Origin of the sequence: Sinorhizobium fredii USDA 205 (genome assembly GCF_001461695.1) — a bacterium.
GTDB classification, from domain to species: domain Bacteria; phylum Pseudomonadota; class Alphaproteobacteria; order Rhizobiales; family Rhizobiaceae; genus Sinorhizobium; species Sinorhizobium fredii.
Map to the genome: position 1 here is coordinate 1 of NZ_AUTC01000115.1, position 15,858 is coordinate 15,858.

The window sequence follows — 15,858 nt, forward strand, 5'->3', positions numbered from 1 at the left end:
GCTGAGCGAACCGACGCCGATGAAAAGCTTTCGTCCATCGCCGCTCGCAAGCAGGCTTCGCGTCCAATGCCCGCCGGCCTTGAAGTCCGTAACCTTTCGCCCTGTCGCGCTGATACGCGTGTCGCCCGTTTTATACGGGAACGCAACCACCCCGTCTGTGTTGCCGACATACAACGTAGCGCCCAGCAACGCCATGCCAAACGGCTGATTGAGGCCGTCGAGAAATACCGAACGTATTTCGGCCACGCCGTCGCCATCCGCATCACGCAACAGCGTGATGCGGTTCGGACTTGCGCCCACTGCGGCGGCGCGCTTCATTGTGCTGAACATGGCGTAGTCGAAGGCAGATTTGATGCCCCCCGGCTCGCTCAGTGCCTCAGCGACCAGTACGTCGCCATTCGGCAACACGTGAATCCAACGGGGATGTTTGAGCCCGGCCGCAAATGCGTTCACCTTGAGCCCGGCTGCCGCAGTCGGCTTTTGCTCCGCGGTCCATCCCTTGGCTGTCGGCATCTTCAGGGTCGGAATGCCCTGCGGCTTGGCTCTCGGGATTTTCGGTGCGCTGCCATAGGCCGGTTCCAGAGAATCACCGTCCTGGCGCCGCAAAAGGATTACCACGGCGCCGATCAGTGCGACCAGTCGACCGAAAATGTCTGATAGGCCCATGTATCCTCCTAACCCTGATACGCACGCTACCCGAAGCGCCTGCGGGTTGGTATCCTCAAACGGCATTGTTTTTTGTGGACACTTCGCCGGGTAGAGCGCGCGCTACCTCCGTCGCTCAGGCCTATCTCGCGACGGGGATGTTGGAATTGCGTGAAAAGGCTTCGGTATCCGGTGGGGCCGTGGCGCATCATTTTCCGGCAAAGCGCGAACTCGGATTGGCGGTTATCCGCGATCGAGTGGCGGAGACCGTGCAGCGCACATGGTCTGAGCCGCTTCGGGCCTGAAGCGGCCCTCTGATTAGGCCACGAGCCTGCAGCGACCTTTGTCCTTCGGAAGAAGGCAAAGCAAAAGGCCGGAGCGTCGCCGCTCCGGCCCTTTCGAGTGCGTTCCGGGCTGCGTCAGATGATGTCGGAGACCATGGTGCGCAATTGCGGGAAGGCGTCGCCCAGATAGGACTGCGGCCATGGCATCACGAGCAGCTTGTCGAACAGGATAAACATGGCGGTCCAGATGACGAGCGAGATCACCAGCGTCCGGATCCAAGGCTGCCTGCCCTCGAAGCGCATGTAGCTGATCATGTAGACGAGCAGCGTCGGCAACAGGCCGATCAGCATCGTTCCGACATAGACCGAGAACACCCAGGCGGCCATGACGCCCATGCGCGAATAGAGCGCCGGGTCCGACATTGCCTCCAGCGGGTCGGCGTCGTGAGCCCGGCGAGGCTTGATGATCACCTCGCCGGCACGCTGCCGCATGTAGACGCCGATCCCCGCACAGATCACCACGATGAGGCCGACCGCCGAGACGGTCTGCGGCATGAGCTTGGCGGCAAGCGCCCACTCGGTCGAGGTGGCGAGCGCGGTGGAAAAGAGGATCGCAGCGAGGACCCACATGCCCGGCAGCATGATCCGGTCGACCGCGGAGACCGGGCCGGCTGGCTCCCTCGGCGCCGCCGGTTCGCTGACGGCCGCACCAACAGCAACCGGAACGGCTCCGCGGCGCTTCATGAAGAACCGGAGGGCGCTGTAGATGAAGAAGACGACCGGGATCATCAGGATGAAGATCACGCCCGGGCGATAGAGCCAGTCGGAACCGTAGCGGCTGGTCGAGATGAACAGATACTGCTCCACCAGATCGCCGAGCACCAGGCCGAGAAGCACCGGGGCACGGGCCCAGCCGAAGCGCTTCATCGCCCAGCCGATCACCGAGAAGATCAACAGGACGATGATGTCGCCGATGTCGCGGGTCGCCGAATAGGCGCCGATGAAGACGATGGCGAGAACCGTCGGCACCAGGATCGCGGCCGGCACCAGCGCCAGCTTGGCAAGCTGCGACACGAACGCGAAACAGATCAGGACGCCGACGATATTGGCGATCATCAGGCTCCAGACGATGGTATAGGTGATGTCGAGCTGCTCGGTCAGCAGTTTCGGACCCGGCTGGATGCCGTGCATCATGAAGGCGCCGAGCAGGATCGCCATGGTGGCGCTGGCCGGAATGCCGAAGGCGAGCGTCGGGATGAGCGCGCCGCCCTCGCGGGAATTGTTGGCCGCCTCGCAGGCAATGACGCCGCGCACGTCGCCGGTGCCGAAGGTCTTGGTGCCGTCCTTGACGGATTTCGCCGCCGAACCATAGGCGATCCAGTCGATCGCCGGGCCGCCGAGGCCGGGAACGGAACCGAGGATGGCGCCGAGCCAGGAGCTCTGGAAGACGAGACGGATATTCTGAATCGCGTCTTTGACGCCGCGGAACTGGTCGCGCAGGATGCTTTCGCTCTTGTGCATCGCCACGGCCTGGCGTGCCGCGCCGAGCTCGAGCAGCTCCGGGACGGCGAACAGCCCGAGCACGAGCGCCTCGAGGGGCACGCCCTCCCACAGATAGAGCGAGTCGAAGGTCCAGCGCAATTCGCCGGTCTGCGCCTCATCGCCGACCGAGGCGATGACGACGCCGAAACAGGCCGCCACCAGGCCCTTCATCATATTGCCCTGGCTGACGGCGGCGACGAGCGTCAGGCCGAGAATGCAAAGCGCCAGCAGTTCCGGCGTGCCGAAGGCCATCATGAACGGCCTGAGGATCGGAATTGCCAGGCCCAGCAGGATCGCCCCGAAAATACCGCCGATCAGCGAGGCGGTATAGGAGGCGCCGAGTGCGCGTCCGGCTTCGCCGCGGCGCGCCATCGGATAGCCATCCATCACCGTCGCCGCCGAACCGGCCGCTCCCGGCACGCCGATCAGGATCGACGGGATCGTATCGGCCGTCGGCGTCACCGCCCACATGCCGATCAGGAAGGCCAGCGCCGTATAGGGGTCCATCGTGTAGGTGAACGGCAGAAGCAGGGCCATGCCCGCCAGACCGCCGATGCCGGGAATGACCCCGATGAAAAGGCCGAGCACGCAGCCCAGCATGATGATCATGAAGCGGATCGGGTCGAATATGACCGTGAACGCCATCATGGCCTGTTCCAGAAGATGCATGAGTCCTCCACCGCCTCGCTGTCCGCAAGGCTCATTCTACGGAAACAGCGGCGCGGGCGTCCCTTCCTCCCGGAAGAAAACAAAAATGGCGCGCGACCTGTTCCCTCGTCAGCGCTTGTGTAGTACTGTATTCTTGTATGACAATGTTGGACTGACCGGGCGACCGTGGCAAATTCAAAAAGCGAAGAGTAATATCATGCCGATGAATTTGGCGAATATCGACCTGAAGCTTCTCGTCGTCTTCGATGCGATGATGGCGGAGGGCAGCGTCAGCCGCGCCGCTTCACGTCTCGGCATGTCGCAGCCGGCGCTGTCCAACGCACTCAATCGCCTCCGGCTGCTCCTCAACGACCGGCTTTTCCTGCGCACGGCCGAGGGCATGCGGCCAACGCCGCGCGCGATCGAAATCTCAGGTCCGATCCAGTCGGCCATGCGCCAGATCGAGGAGGCGCTGGAGCCGACTGCCTTCGAGCCCCAGGACCCGGATTGGACCTTCAGCCTCGCCGTCTCCGACCATGCATCGGTAGTCCTGCTGCCGCTCTTGATCGAGCACATCGCCCGCATTGCGCCCCGGGTCAGTGTCAATATCCAGTCGCGGCCCAACGAGGAACTGCCGGTCCTGCTCGACAACGGCGAGATCGATCTCGCCGTCGGCGTGATCCCGAACCTGCCGCGCCGCTTCAAGCACATGGCTCTCTTCGAAGACCGCTATCGTTGCATGATGCGGCAGGGCCACCCGCTCGCCGGCCGCCCGATCACGCTGGAGGAGTTTCTTAGCGCAGACCAGCTCTCGGTCAAACCGGGTATCAGCGACATCAGCCGCGTCGACCGGCTGCTTGCCGAGGCCGGCCTGAAGCGACGCGTCGCCACGACCGTCCATCAGTTTCTTGCGGCGCCCGCGATCGTTTCCCGTTCCGATCTCATCGTGCTGGTTTTCGAGAAGATGGTGCCCATCTTCGACCCGTCCCGTTTTTATTTCTGTCCCGTCCCCGTGCCGAACATGCAGGTGGCGGCCACCGCCGTCTGGAGCGACGTGCATAGCGACCTTCCCGCCCATAAATGGCTGCGGCGTCAGCTTGCCGTCGTCGCGCGGCAGCTTGCCGCAGAGTATGGCGGCGACGACACGGCCATCTCAGCCGCCGGCTGAAGGCGAAACCAATGGACTGTTGTCTCACGCGCAAGTCTCATTTATATGTCTGTCATACAATATGACATCAATAGACCCGGAGGATATCAACGTGAGCGACAACACCAACAGCATCGCCGTGACCCGCGACGGCACAAGGCTCTCCTACCGGCTGGTGAAGGGTAACGGGCAAGGCCGCGTCGTCCTGGTGCACTCGCTTGCCATGGACAAGGCCTTCTGGGAGCCGACTGTGTCGGCCCTTGACGGTTTTGCCGATGCGCTGATCTTCGATTGTCGCGGCCACGGCGCCTCGGACCAGCCGGCAGGTCCCTACAGCGTCGAGCTCTTCGCCAATGACGTCGCCGACCTGATGGATCATGTCGGCTGGAGATCGGCCGTCGTCGCCGGCGCATCGATGGGCGGCTGCGTCACGCTGGCCTTTGCCGCTCACTATCCCGAGCGTGTCGAGGCGCTCGGCCTTTTCGACACCACCGCCTGGTACGGCGAAAACGCCCCGAAGGCCTGGGCCGAGCGCGCCGACAAGGCGCTGGCCGAAGGCATGGCGGCGCTCGTCGGCTTCCAGAAGACCCGCTGGTTCAGCGACGGCTTCCGCGAAGCCAATCCGGATGTCGTCGAAAAGGCGATCGGCGTCTTCCTCAACAACGAGCTGCCGGCTTACGCCGCGACCTGCGCCATGCTCGGCAATGCCGATCTCCGCGCCGCCCTTCCCCAGTTCGATTTCCCTTGCCGCGTCGCCGTCGGCACCGAGGACTATGCGACACCGCCGGAGATGGCCCGCCATATGGCCGAGAGCATTCCCGGCGCCTCGCTCTTCATCCTGGAGGGCGTGCGGCATTTCACGCCGCTCGAGATCCCATCCACCATCGCCGGGCACCTCAAGGAATTGGTCAAGGCTGGCGCTCCAGGGTCGTAAGGCCTCCAGGGGAACAACTCGGTCCTTCCGTCCGATCGCAGGGACGAAGAGTCTGTTCAGCCCAAGGACTTGGGCTGACTAGATTCCTCTGACCAGCACAGGTATGAGGCTGGGGGGCCGCGAGGATGATCGCTCGGCGGAGGTCGCAACCCTCCGCGCGATTTCGTTACCCATCCTTCTTGGCCAGCTTGCTGCGCTTCAACAGTCGGGCGAGAAATGTCGCGGAGACCGCGACGAAGAAGACGCGCAGCACGTGATGCGTCGCGACGAAGGCGACGTCGACGTGCAGCGACAGGGCCATGAGGCTGGTTTCGGTCAACCCGCCTGGAGAATAGGCGAGCAACAGGCTCAGGATCGGGCTTCCCGTCAAATGCGAAACAAGCAGCGCGCAGCTCGTGCTGGCCGCCACGAGGAAGGCTGTCGATCCGACCGACAGCCGCAAGATATGCAGGATGCTGGATTTCTTCACGCCCGCGAAGCTGCAGCCGAGGGCGCTGCCGAGGACGAGCTGGGCGAAAGCGATAATCTCCCAGGGTGCATGGAATGCCGAGACGCCGGCCAGATGGATGGCGGCGCTCACCAGCATCGGTCCCATCAGGAAGGGCGACGGCATCGACAGAAGCCGTCCGAGAATCGCGCCGCACAGGCCCGTGCCGAACAGCCACAATTCGGCGCTGACCGGCGCCTCCAGGATCGACGCGCCGGAGCGGGTGGTGCCGGTGAGCGCCTGGCCGCCGACGAAGGAAAGGACGAAGGGCAGCGTCAGAACCACGAGCATGATACGGCTCGAATGGACGAGCGCGATCGCCCTTGTATTCGCGCCATAGACATCCCCGAGCGCCGTCATTTCGACAAGCCCGCCCGGCATGCCGGAAAAGAATGCGGTCCAGTGATCGAAGCCGCCGACGCGCCGGAAATAGAAATAGCAACAACCCGCCGTCACGGTCACGAAGAGCATCAGAATGCCGAGGCCCGGCAGCCAGTCGATCATGCTGAAGGCCATGTCCGGCGTGAAGCCGGAGCCGAGCACGACGCCGACCAGCATCAGCATCGGCGGCCGGACGATGCCGGGCACGGCAACCGGCATGTTGAAGAGCGACGCAATCAGGCAGGCGACCAGCGAGCCAAGCATCCAAGGGAGCGGCAAGTGGAAATAGAAGAAGACGCATCCGCCGACGAAGCCGATCGCCAGAGCCGACAAAAGCTTGCGATAGGGGAATTTGCTTGGCAAAAACCGAGCCAGGAATGATCGCATCGGCTTTCCTCCAGCCTCCTCTCGTCGCAAGGGCCCACCATACGGAAGCGAGGTGGCAACGTCCGAGATCGTCGTGGTCATCACGCCGCTGTCTCTTGCCAGGAAATCCGCCATGTCCGATGTATCGGTCCCGTGATCGTCGCCGCGCATATCCTGAACGCCAGGCATCGTCAGGCCTTGCCAAGGCTGCCGGCCGGCAGATCGAAGAGGCCGGATTCCAGCCCTTCCATGAATGTCCGCACCTCGCCGCTCGGCAACACGTCGGCATATTTTGAATTCATGTCGAAGAGGCTCATCGCATGGCTTGCCTGGCAGCGCTCGAAGCAACCGTCCTCGACCACGGTGACGCGCAAGTTATGGCTGAAGGCATCGACGACCGTCGCCCGAACACAGCCGCTCGTCGCCGTGCCCATCACGATCAGGCTGTCGCATTTCAGGAGGAAGAGATAATCGATCAGATTGGTGCCGTGAAAGGCACTGGGCTTCTGCTTGTGGATGACAATATCGCGGGGTGCCGGCGCGATCTGCGGCATGATCGTGTTGCCGTCGAGTTCGGCCGTCGGACGCTCCCGGCTGCGGCTGTTCTTCCAGAGCCAGGAGCCGCGGTCCCATTTGTCCTCCCGCTCCCCGCCGGTCGTGTAGATGACCGGCAGCCCCTTGGATCGGGCAAGTTCGATGAGGTCGGACACGATCGGAAGCGCGTCCCATGCCTCTTCGCCGCCGGATTGACGCCAGCGCAGGATCGCATTCTGCACCGGCTCCCGCCGGTCGCCGCAAAAGGCGTAGTTGACGTCGACGACCAGAAGCGCCGGCCTTGTGCCGAAGCCTTGGCGGGCTCCGTAACCCGCAATACCGATGACCTCCCGGTCACGTTCCGTCAGGAACTGGTCCCAGACGCGTGCGCGTGGGTTTTCCGCTTTCGATCCCTCACGCATGTTCGCCGGCAATCTCGCTCTGCCACGGCGCGACCTTGCGTTCGAGCCAGGCGACCAGACGGTCAAGCACGACGGCCAGGATCATGACGCAGATGATCGGCACGAACATCTCGGCGGTCCGGAAGCTGTTCGCCGCATTGATGATGATGCCGCCGAGACCGGAAATCGCTGTCAGGAACTCCGCAATGATCATGGCAATGACCGCCTTGCCGATCGCGAGCCTCAGACCGGCCATGATGTAGGGCAGCGTCGCCGGCAGGACGATCTGGCGCATGATCCGGCTTTGCGGCGCGCAGAATGCCGTCCCGACTTCGACCAGCGTTTTCGGCACCGCCTTTACGCCAACCCAGGTATTGATGCAGATCGGGAAGAAGGCGAGCAGGAAGATGATCACCATCTTCACCGCGAAGCCGAGCCCGAACCACACCATCAGCAGTGGCACGAGCGCAATCAGCGGCGTTGCGTAGCCGGCCATGACGTAGATGCCGAGCGCGGCTTCAGCCACCCGGTAGCGTCCGAGCAGAAGGCCCGCCGGGACGCCGATCAGCGCAGCGAGCAGGTAACCGGCAAAAAACGGCTGAATGCTCTGCCAGAATGCCTTCGCCAGCGTGCCGCTCTCCATCATCACGAGGAAAGAAGAAAAGATCTGCGACGGATAGGATCCGAACAGGGGATCGATGAAGGGAGCCGCCGCCTGCCAGAGACCGATCAAAACGACCAAGGAAACGGTGGTGATTGCCCAATCGGGCATCGACCAGGCCTTTTCCACCGCCACGGACGTCTGCTCTTTCGCTGTCTTCGCGCGGGTTGTTGTTTCTGTAATGCTCATGGATTCCTCCTAGGCGGCCAGCTCATGGGGTTTCGCCGGCTCGTGCAGGGCCTCCCAGATCATGGTGCGCTTCCTGGCGAACTCGCTTGCGGAACGTATGAGGCGCATGTCGCTGCGCGGCCGCTCGAGCTCGATCGGGATGATCTCGCGCAGGTGCCCGCCGACCATGACGACGACCCGATCCGCCAGCAGCACCGCCTCGTCCAGATCGTGGGTGACGAAGATGACCGTCTTCCCGGTGCGCTGATGGATGTCGAGCAGTTCCATCTGCAACGTCTCGCGCGTCTGCGAGTCGAGCGCCCCGAAAGGCTCGTCCATCAGCAGCACTTCCGGATCGATCGCCAGCGCCCGGGCAATGCCGACGCGCTGCTTCATGCCGCCGGAAAGCTGGTGCGGACGGTGATCCTTGGCATGGCCGAGGCCGACGAGGTTGAGGAAACGCTCGGCGCGCTCGTCAATCTCCTTCTGCGGCAGGTTCTTCATCTCCAGGCCGAACTTGATGTTTTCCACGGCGCTCCGCCACGGCAGCAACTCGGCATGCTGAAACACCATGCCGCGGTCGAAACCGCAGCCGGCGATCTGGCGCCCGGCCACCTTAACGGAGCCGGAACTGGCGTTTTCGAGGCCCATGATGATGCGCAGCGCCGTGGTCTTGCCGCAGCCGCTCGGACCGGCAAGCGCGACGATCTCCCCTTTGTCCACGTTGAAAGACAGGCTGTCCAGCGCCCTTGCGTGGCGCTGGACACCCTTGACCTTCAACGCAAATGTCTTGGAGACGTTCAGAAGTTCGACATGTGCCATGATCGGTCCAGACATCCTTGCGTTTAGTTGGTGGCGACCAGCTTCAGGGCTTCCTGACGCGGTCCTTCGTCGATGAAGGTCTTGATGTCGTAGCTTTCCTTGATGCGGCCGTTGCGGTGCATCATGTCGACGTTCCACTGAAGCTTGTCGGCCATGATCGGCAGATCCGGTTTCACCGCGTCGTACTTGACGACCTCCTCGAAGATGAATTCCGGCGACTTGTCGTCCGGCGGCAGCTTGGCGACCTCACGGGCGTAGTCGGCCGTCTCCTTCGGGTTCTCGATCGCGTATTTGTGGCCCGCCATCTGCGCGGCGAGGAACCGCACCAGCTGGTCGTGCTTTTCGGCAATGACCTTGTCCGAGGTGACGACGCAGATGCGCAGCAGGTTCGGCGTCGCCTCCGGGGCGCGGGCGATGACGTTGACGCCACGTTCGGCGGCCTCCGGCTCGAACTCGCTGGAGGTTGCGGTGGCGTCCACCACGCCGGCCACGACCGCGCGGAACCGGTCGCCGCCGCCGCCGGCATTGGCGAAGGTGACTTCGGACGGATCGAGGCCGCCCCAGCGCAGCGCCTCGCGGGCGAAGAGGTCCGGGGCGCCGCCCGGACCGGAAATGCCGACGCTGCGTCCTTTGAGGTCCTTGATCGTCTTGATGTCGCCCTTGGCGTAGAGATCATAGGTCATGCCCGGCCAGTTGCAGCCGACGAACTTCAGACTTGCCCCCTCCGCCATAGCGGCGATCGCGGTGAGCGGCGTCGTCGCATAGCTGTCGATCTCGCCGGCCAGCAGCGCCTTCACCGGCACCGTGCTGCTGGCGAATTCCACCGTCTCGAGATCGAGCTCGAACTTCTCGGCGAATTTCGACGGCATGAACTGGATGCCCGCATCGCCCTTGGCTTCGACGACGCCATGGCGCCAGGCATCGGCGGCGTGAGCGATGCCGACTCCGGCGAAAACGACCGCACCGGCGGCGAGCGTTCTAAGGATATGTTTCATGTGTTCCTCCCTTGATGAATGGGGTCTCCGCCCCTGATGATCAACCTGCGAGCACGTGCGCTCGCTCCTGCTCGGCGCCGGATGCTGCGTCGTCCGGAAAGGCCTCCTTCAGTCGCGGATAGACTTCGCGGGCGAAGGTGCGGATGCCATGAACCGTGTCTTCATGGTTCAGGAAGCCCGCCTGCCCCATCAGCAGCATGTGGCCGAAGCCGCCGACCTTGTCGTAGAAATGCTTCACCTGGTCGAAGACCTGGTCGGGCGTTCCGGCGAACATGATGCCGGCCTCGATTGCCTTTTCGACGTTCAAATCCTTGATCGACGCCGCGAGCTGGGGCATGGCGCCGCGCAGGAAGCGGACGTTCACGTCGACGGGCACATAGCCGGGCGGGTTCTTGTAATGGACCGGCACCTTGTTGGCCTTGAGATACCAAAGCAGCTGTTCGGCGCCGGCCCGGGCGCGCGCCGGATCCGGGCTCGTATAGAGAAGCGGCGCATAGGCGAGCCGATTGACGGGTGTCACCTGACCGCGGCCGGCCTCGCGCCACCCCTGGCGATAGGACTCGTAAACCCTTGGCGTGCCACCGAAACCGGTCAGGAAGGTCGCCTGGACGAAGCCGCGCGACCCGACGCGCGCCGCGCCGCCCGGGCTCGTGGCGCTGACCCAGACCGGCGGATGCGGGTCCTGATAGGGACGCGGCCAGATGTTGACATTGCGATGGTGGAAGAACTGCCCTTCATGGCTGAAGGGTCCGTCGCGGGTCGTCCAGGCCTTGATGATCAGGTCGAGCGCCTCCCAGTGCCGTTCGTTGGTTCGCACCGGATTGCTGTTTGCCGCCGCCAGTTCATAAGGGACGCCGCGGACGAAACCGACTTCGAGGCGACCATGCGCGAGAATGTCGGCAAGCGCCATTTCTTCGGCCACGCGAACAGGATCCCTGCGGTTCGAGATCGGATTGCCGAGGAGCAGCAGCCGCGCCTTGGAGGTGAGTCGCGCCAGGGCGGCAAGCACCAAAGGTGCCGCCGGGTCGACGCAGGTGGGGGTCTGGTGATGCTCGTTGAGCATGATGTCCAGACCCTCTTCCTCCGCGACGAGCCATTCGTCGATATAGCGATCGTAGAGGGCCGCGCCCTTCTTCGGCTCGTAGAGGCCGTTGGGCAGAGTCACCCGGATCGACTCGTAGTCGGTTTCCGGCGGCAGGTCCGGGTAGGCGTTTTCGCTGAAGAACCAGGCTCTCATCCGGCGTTCCTCCAAAGGGTCTTGGTTGTCTGAGGTTCGGCGAGAAAGGCCTCGACCCGCGCGGCAAAGGCCTCCGGCCGCTCTTCGGCGAGGTTGTGGCCGGCGGCTTCGATTGTCTCGACCGAGGAATTCGGGATGAGCCGGGCGAAGGAGTTCGCATAGTCCGCCGAGACGAAACCGTCGGAGCCGCCGCGCAGGATCAGCGTCGGCGCGGTCACACGCTGGAGACGATAACGAAGCTTGGGATTGTGCATGTAAGGCTCCCAGGTCAAGAGCGTCAGCGTCTCGCGATTGCGCACGATCGTGGTGAGCTTCTCGTCTGAATAGGCCGAGGCATCGAACCGGAATTTCGCCGCATCGTGGTAGAAGAGGCTTGCGACCTGCTCCTGAGACAGGGCGAAGATGTCCGGCACGTCGAGGCGGTCGACCGGACCGACCTTAATGCCGACGGGCGCCGCGAGCACGATCCGGCCGAAACGTTCCGGCGACATGGTACCCATTTCCGCGGCGACCCAGCCGCCGATCGAGCAGCCGACCACGTCGACCTCGTCGAGCCCGAGGTAGTCGAGCAGAGCAAGATGCACGTGGGCGATGTCGGTGACACAGTCCAGCCAGTCGGGGAGCGAGGATTTTCCGAAGCCCGGATGGGAAGGAACGATCACCCGGCGCGTCCTCGCGAGCGCCGCCACAAAGGCATCATCCGGAAAGAAGCCCTGGCCGCCATGGAGATACAGGAGCGGAGCGCCCTCGCCCATTTCGTGCCATTCCAGCTCCACATCTCCTGTGTGAAGAAAATGATGTTTCACGACCAAACATCCTCCCTGCATGTCGTTTGAAGCGAGGCAACTTTGCCAAAACGCAATTCCCCAGGGCAGATGCAAATTAGCGTCCAGTGATAAACACCGGTTATCGCGGCCCTCCCGGACAGGCCGCTTCCAGCCTTTCCGAAACCATTGAAAGCATTGACGGATCGGAGGATCCAGGAGCCTCGATCGATCGCCAATACAGCCGGTTTCAGGGAATGGTTTTTTGTCATATGTTATGTTAAGCATACAATAACACGGGAGGAAATCGAAAAATGAACGCACATACCAGCGAGCAGCACGGTGGATATGCGGTCGAGACGACCGCCCTGGACTTCGTCGATAGGCACGGAACGCCGTTGTCGGGAACGCTCTATCGGCCCCTCTCCAACGGCGCACTTCCGACGCTCATCGCCGTTCACGGCGGTGGATGGCGCCTCGCCCCGAAGTACAACTACCAGCACATCGGCCCTTACCTCGCAGCGCGCGGCTATGCCGTTTTTGCCCCGACCTACCGCCTCGCGAAGGCTGAGTTGCCCTCCTATCCGGCAGCCGTTCACGACGTTCGGGCCGCCGTTCAGTTCATTCGCGCCGAGGCAGAAAACCTCGGCCTCGACGGCAGCCGCCTCGCTCTTCTCGGGGATTCGTCGGGCGCGCATCTGGCCGCGCTTGTGGCGCTCGCCGGCGACCTGTCGCTGTTCAAGGCGATTTCCCCGAACGGCGGCCTCGACCGATGGAGCGCCGGCGTTAAAGCGTGCATCCCGGTTTACGGCATTTTCGACCTTGCCGCCCAATGGCAGCACGACCAGGCCGTGCGCTTCGACGACCACATCGTCGAACGGTTCCTCGGGGAGCGCCTCGTCAACGACCGGCGCCCCTATTTCGACGCCTCGCCTCTCTCGCATATCTCGGCGAAACGCCGGGACACTGCCTTCCTCGTCGCCTGGGGCACCGGCGACGACGTGGTCGATCCCGCAAGCCAGAGCGAGGCTTTCGTGCTCGCCCTCAAACGGGCCGGCATTTTCGTGCGCAGCGTGCCGGTCCCGTCCGCACCGCATTACTGGATCTCGGACCCGCTTGACGAGGCCGGCAGCTATTCCGGCTTTTTCGCACCGCGGCTGCTGCGATTTCTCGAAGCGAAGCTCTAACGTCTCGGACAACCCCAGGGAGGACGGCTCGTTGATGATCCAGCTCCGCCACATCAAGGCCTTTCTCGCGGTCGCCGACACCGGCAGCATCCGCACCGCCGCGCTCCGCCTCAACGTCTCGCAGCCGGCGCTTTCGAAGACAATTCAGGAGCTTGAGGAAATCCTCAGCGCGCCGCTCTACACCCGCTCGGCGCATGGCAGCATGCCAACCGAGTTCGGCCGCGCCTTCCTGCATCGGGCCCGCATCATCGATACGGAATTCTCCCGCGCCCAGGAGGAAATCAGCCAGATGGTGGGCGCGAAAGGCGGCAAGGTTGCCGTCGGCCTCTCGGCGATCGCCTCGTTGCTGATGGCCTCCGAGGCCCTGGAACGCTTCTGGAAGAAGAACCCCAATGTCAATGTCCGCATCTCCGACGGACTGCTCGACCGGCTGGTCGGCGGCGTTCGGCAGGGCGAGTTCGATTTCGCGGTGGGCGGCGTTCCGCCTTCGTCGCTCGGCCACGATCTGACCATCGAGCCGCTCTTCGAGAACCGCATCGTTCCGGTCGTGCGGGCCGGACACCCGCTCGCAGGCGCCAAGTCGCTCAAGGAGCTCGCCAGGGCGAACTGGCTCTTCACCAATGACCAGCCGGCCTTCATGGCGCTGATGAACCAGCATTTCGTCGAGCACGGCGTGCCGCCGCCTCGGGTGCTGCTAACCTGCGAATCCTTCTCGGCGGTGCTCGACATTCTCCCCTCGACCGATCTCGTCGCCGCCCTGCCGAGAAGCTGCCTCACCCATCCGCTGGTCCGCGACCGGATGGTTGGCCTGGCGCTCGCTGACGGCGGCTCGCACACGATGGTCGGGCTCGTCACCCGCGCTGGGGTGCCGCTGACCCCGCTTGCCGCGAACCTCGCCAAGGCGTTCCGCCAGATCGGCATGCGCTACAACAATCTCCCCCAATGAAGGCGGCAGTGATAACGACGGGTTATGACAGCCGGATCATCGTAGTCTGCACAGCCTCCGCCTCCGCGCCTAGACTTGATTTCAGTCAAGCAGAGGAGGACTTGCGATGTTTGGAGAGCCTACCGAAAAGAATTCCGATGCCCCGCTGATCGTCGGCCTGGGCGGCACGACGCGCGAGGGATCGTCGACGGAGCTCGCACTGCGCTACGCTCTAAAAGAGGCGGAGCAGGCCGGCGCCCGCACGATGCTTTTCAACGGCGAGGCCCTGATGATGCCGATGTTTGCGCCGGAGGTACCGCACCGCACCGCCGAAGCGCAAGCGTTCATCGCGGCGCTGCGCGCCGCCGACGGCATCATCATCGCCTCGCCCGCCTATCACGGCAGCATCTCCGGCCTCGTGAAGAATGCACTCGACTACACGGAAGACATGCGCAACGACGCTGCCGCCTATCTCGACGGACGCGCCGTCGGCTGCATTACCTGCGCCTATGGTCCGCAGGCCGCCGGCACGACGCTGGTCGCGCTGCGCTCGATCGTGCACGCGCTGCGCGGCTGGCCGACCCCGCTCGGCGTCGGCATCAACAGCGCGACCTGCCGCTTCTCGCCGGAAGGCGAGCCGAGCGAAACGGCCATCGCCGATCAGTTGAGGATCATGGCCACGCAGGTCGCCAAAGGCGCCTTTGCCATGCGGGCCGGGCTTGCTGCAGCCAGGAGGCCGGACCGCCTCGTCGCGGTCGCATGAAGCTCTGCTGCGCCGCCGCAGCGCATTCGCAAAGCCGTGCTATACTCCCGCCCAGTCTTTCAAGGAGGCAGCCATGGGCGTGCGCTTTCCCAATGAAAGTCCGCAATACCGTCAAGCGCGCGACAGGCTGCTGCAGCGCGAAGCTGCACTGAGGCGCGAAATGGAGGCCGTGGCCGCCGAAATCCGTGCGCTGCCGCCAGGTGGGCGGATCCGGGAGGACTACGAATTCGACCACATCGACGCCAAGGGAGCGCCGGGCAAGGTGAAGCTGTCCGAGCTCTTCCGGCCCGGCACCGAGTCGTTGATCCTCTATCACTACATGTTTCCGCGCCACCGCAGCGACGAACGACGCGGCCCGACCAGCGGGCCGATGGCAGGGCTTCCGATCGAGGACGGACCGTGTCCCTCTTGCACCGCCCTGCTCGACAATTGGGAGGGCGCGGTCCCGCATGTCGAAGGCTTCGGAGTGAACATCGCGGCCGTGGCCAAGGCGCCGATCGAGCAAGTCGCGGCCTTCGCCGTGCATCGTGGCTGGCGCAATCTGAAACTGCTTTCGGCTGCCAATAACAGCTTCAAGCGAGACTACCATGGCGAGGACGAGGACGGGCAACAGGTGCCGATCCTCACGGTATTCCACAAAGGTGGCGATGGCATCGTTCGGCTGAGCTGGGCCTCCGAGCTGTTGTTTATGCCGTCCGATGAGGGACAGGATCCTCGACATGTCGGCACGGTCGAACCGATGTGGACCCTCCTGGACCTCACGCCCGGCGGGCGGCCGAATGCGGACGAGCAAATTGAAGACGCGTACTATCCGACCAAGGCGCCGGGTCGCCATACGGTTTAAGGACGCCCGACGCCGTGGCTGACGACCGCGCGCTCGATCGTGGGCATTGCAGGCCGCGGCGTCGCGAAACTTGTTTGCAAGACATTCAACTTCCTTCGGGCCGTAGCCTCCGGTAATGATCCC

The 15,858-nt window shown here is 63.7% G+C and carries 16 protein-coding genes; 7 read left to right on the top strand and 9 right to left on the bottom strand.

Annotated features, from left to right (window positions below):
* Positions 1–666 (bottom strand): DUF7133 domain-containing protein (locus N181_RS11680; RefSeq protein ID WP_425353306.1); only part of this gene is annotated, 666 nt, incomplete at its 3' end.
* A gap of 74 nt (positions 667–740) precedes the next feature.
* Here N181_RS11680 and N181_RS31590 point away from each other — a divergent pair.
* The gene (locus N181_RS31590; RefSeq protein ID WP_272949688.1) at positions 741–950 is read left to right on the top strand and encodes a TetR family transcriptional regulator; all 210 of its coding nucleotides are present in this window, start codon (positions 741–743) and stop codon (positions 948–950) included.
* A 114-nt stretch (positions 951–1,064) separates the two neighbouring features.
* On the opposite strand, the gene N181_RS11685 is transcribed toward N181_RS31590, so the two are convergent.
* The gene (locus N181_RS11685; RefSeq protein ID WP_037395919.1) at positions 1,065–3,140 is read right to left on the bottom strand and encodes a tripartite tricarboxylate transporter permease; all 2,076 of its coding nucleotides are present in this window, start codon (positions 3,138–3,140) and stop codon (positions 1,065–1,067) included.
* Between the two features lie 196 nt (positions 3,141–3,336).
* Here N181_RS11685 and N181_RS11690 point away from each other — a divergent pair, with 196 nt between their 5' ends.
* On the top strand, positions 3,337–4,287 hold the full coding sequence (locus N181_RS11690; RefSeq protein ID WP_037395918.1) for a LysR family transcriptional regulator: 951 nt from the start codon (positions 3,337–3,339) through the stop codon (positions 4,285–4,287).
* A 91-nt stretch (positions 4,288–4,378) separates the two neighbouring features.
* Positions 4,379–5,200: an alpha/beta fold hydrolase gene (locus N181_RS11695; RefSeq protein ID WP_080577540.1), complete on the top strand. Its 822-nt coding sequence runs from the start codon at positions 4,379–4,381 to the stop codon at positions 5,198–5,200.
* A gap of 166 nt (positions 5,201–5,366) precedes the next feature.
* On the opposite strand, the gene N181_RS11700 is transcribed toward N181_RS11695, so the two are convergent.
* The 7 genes from N181_RS11700 to N181_RS11730 are packed head-to-tail and all read right to left on the bottom strand — an operon-like array spanning position 5,367 to position 12,058.
* Entirely contained in the window at positions 5,367–6,623 is a 1,257-nt protein-coding gene (locus N181_RS11700; protein ID WP_234885906.1) for an AbrB family transcriptional regulator, read from the bottom strand.
* A 2-nt stretch (positions 6,624–6,625) separates the two neighbouring features.
* Positions 6,626–7,390 (bottom strand): isochorismatase family protein, encoded by a 765-nt coding sequence (locus N181_RS11705; RefSeq protein ID WP_050984067.1) that lies wholly within the window; start codon positions 7,388–7,390, stop codon positions 6,626–6,628.
* Positions 7,383–8,219: an ABC transporter permease gene (locus N181_RS11710; RefSeq protein ID WP_037395917.1), complete on the bottom strand. Its 837-nt coding sequence runs from the start codon at positions 8,217–8,219 to the stop codon at positions 7,383–7,385. Before N181_RS11710 ends, N181_RS11705 begins: the two co-directional genes overlap by 8 nt.
* Positions 8,220–8,228: 9 nt before the next feature.
* Positions 8,229–9,020 (bottom strand): ABC transporter ATP-binding protein, encoded by a 792-nt coding sequence (locus tag N181_RS11715; RefSeq protein ID WP_080577546.1) that lies wholly within the window; start codon positions 9,018–9,020, stop codon positions 8,229–8,231.
* Positions 9,021–9,043: 23 nt separating this feature from the next.
* A complete protein-coding gene (locus tag N181_RS11720; RefSeq protein WP_037395914.1) occupies positions 9,044–10,015 on the bottom strand; it encodes an ABC transporter substrate-binding protein in 972 nt (323 codons plus the stop codon).
* Between the two features lie 40 nt (positions 10,016–10,055).
* Positions 10,056–11,252 (bottom strand): LLM class flavin-dependent oxidoreductase, encoded by a 1,197-nt coding sequence (locus N181_RS11725; RefSeq protein ID WP_037395912.1) that lies wholly within the window; start codon positions 11,250–11,252, stop codon positions 10,056–10,058.
* Positions 11,249–12,058: an alpha/beta fold hydrolase gene (locus tag N181_RS11730; protein ID WP_037395936.1), complete on the bottom strand. Its 810-nt coding sequence runs from the start codon at positions 12,056–12,058 to the stop codon at positions 11,249–11,251. The genes N181_RS11725 and N181_RS11730 overlap by 4 nt, the downstream gene beginning before the upstream one ends.
* A 272-nt stretch (positions 12,059–12,330) precedes the next feature.
* Here N181_RS11730 and N181_RS11735 point away from each other — a divergent pair, with 272 nt between their 5' ends.
* From N181_RS11735 to N181_RS11750, 4 genes are all read left to right on the top strand, one after another.
* Positions 12,331–13,203 carry an alpha/beta hydrolase gene (locus N181_RS11735; RefSeq protein ID WP_050994651.1) on the top strand — a complete coding sequence of 291 codons (873 nt, stop codon included), beginning with the start codon at positions 12,331–12,333 and terminating at the stop codon, positions 13,201–13,203.
* A 34-nt stretch (positions 13,204–13,237) separates the two neighbouring features.
* The gene (locus tag N181_RS11740; RefSeq protein WP_037395910.1) at positions 13,238–14,149 is read left to right on the top strand and encodes a LysR substrate-binding domain-containing protein; all 912 of its coding nucleotides are present in this window, start codon (positions 13,238–13,240) and stop codon (positions 14,147–14,149) included.
* 106 nt (positions 14,150–14,255) lie between these two features.
* Positions 14,256–14,891, top strand: a complete 636-nt coding sequence (locus N181_RS11745; RefSeq protein WP_037395908.1) for an NADPH-dependent FMN reductase — start codon at positions 14,256–14,258, stop codon at positions 14,889–14,891.
* A 73-nt stretch (positions 14,892–14,964) separates the two neighbouring features.
* A complete protein-coding gene (locus N181_RS11750; RefSeq protein WP_037395906.1) occupies positions 14,965–15,735 on the top strand; it encodes a DUF899 family protein in 771 nt (256 codons plus the stop codon).
* Positions 15,736–15,858: the final 123 nt, after the last annotated feature.

What these genes read in the sequence shown, in the direction of transcription:
- N181_RS11710 (WP_037395917.1), bottom strand. Translation starts at nt 8,219, where the DNA reads ATGAGCATTACAGAAACAACAACCCGCGCGAAGACAGCGAAAGAGCAG.
- N181_RS11700 (WP_234885906.1), bottom strand. Translation starts at nt 6,623, where the DNA reads ATGCCTGGCGTTCAGGATATGCGCGGCGACGATCACGGGACCGATACA.
- N181_RS11735 (WP_050994651.1), top strand. Translation starts at nt 12,331, where the DNA reads ATGAACGCACATACCAGCGAGCAGCACGGTGGATATGCGGTCGAGACG.
- N181_RS11720 (WP_037395914.1), bottom strand. Translation starts at nt 10,015, where the DNA reads ATGAAACATATCCTTAGAACGCTCGCCGCCGGTGCGGTCGTTTTCGCC.
- N181_RS11750 (WP_037395906.1), top strand. Translation starts at nt 14,965, where the DNA reads ATGGGCGTGCGCTTTCCCAATGAAAGTCCGCAATACCGTCAAGCGCGC.
- N181_RS11705 (WP_050984067.1), bottom strand. Translation starts at nt 7,390, where the DNA reads ATGCGTGAGGGATCGAAAGCGGAAAACCCACGCGCACGCGTCTGGGAC.
- N181_RS11715 (WP_080577546.1), bottom strand. Translation starts at nt 9,020, where the DNA reads ATGGCACATGTCGAACTTCTGAACGTCTCCAAGACATTTGCGTTGAAG.
- N181_RS11690 (WP_037395918.1), top strand. Translation starts at nt 3,337, where the DNA reads ATGCCGATGAATTTGGCGAATATCGACCTGAAGCTTCTCGTCGTCTTC.
- N181_RS11745 (WP_037395908.1), top strand. Translation starts at nt 14,256, where the DNA reads ATGTTTGGAGAGCCTACCGAAAAGAATTCCGATGCCCCGCTGATCGTC.
- N181_RS11685 (WP_037395919.1), bottom strand. Translation starts at nt 3,140, where the DNA reads ATGCATCTTCTGGAACAGGCCATGATGGCGTTCACGGTCATATTCGAC.
- N181_RS11725 (WP_037395912.1), bottom strand. Translation starts at nt 11,252, where the DNA reads ATGAGAGCCTGGTTCTTCAGCGAAAACGCCTACCCGGACCTGCCGCCG.
- N181_RS11740 (WP_037395910.1), top strand. Translation starts at nt 13,238, where the DNA reads ATGATCCAGCTCCGCCACATCAAGGCCTTTCTCGCGGTCGCCGACACC.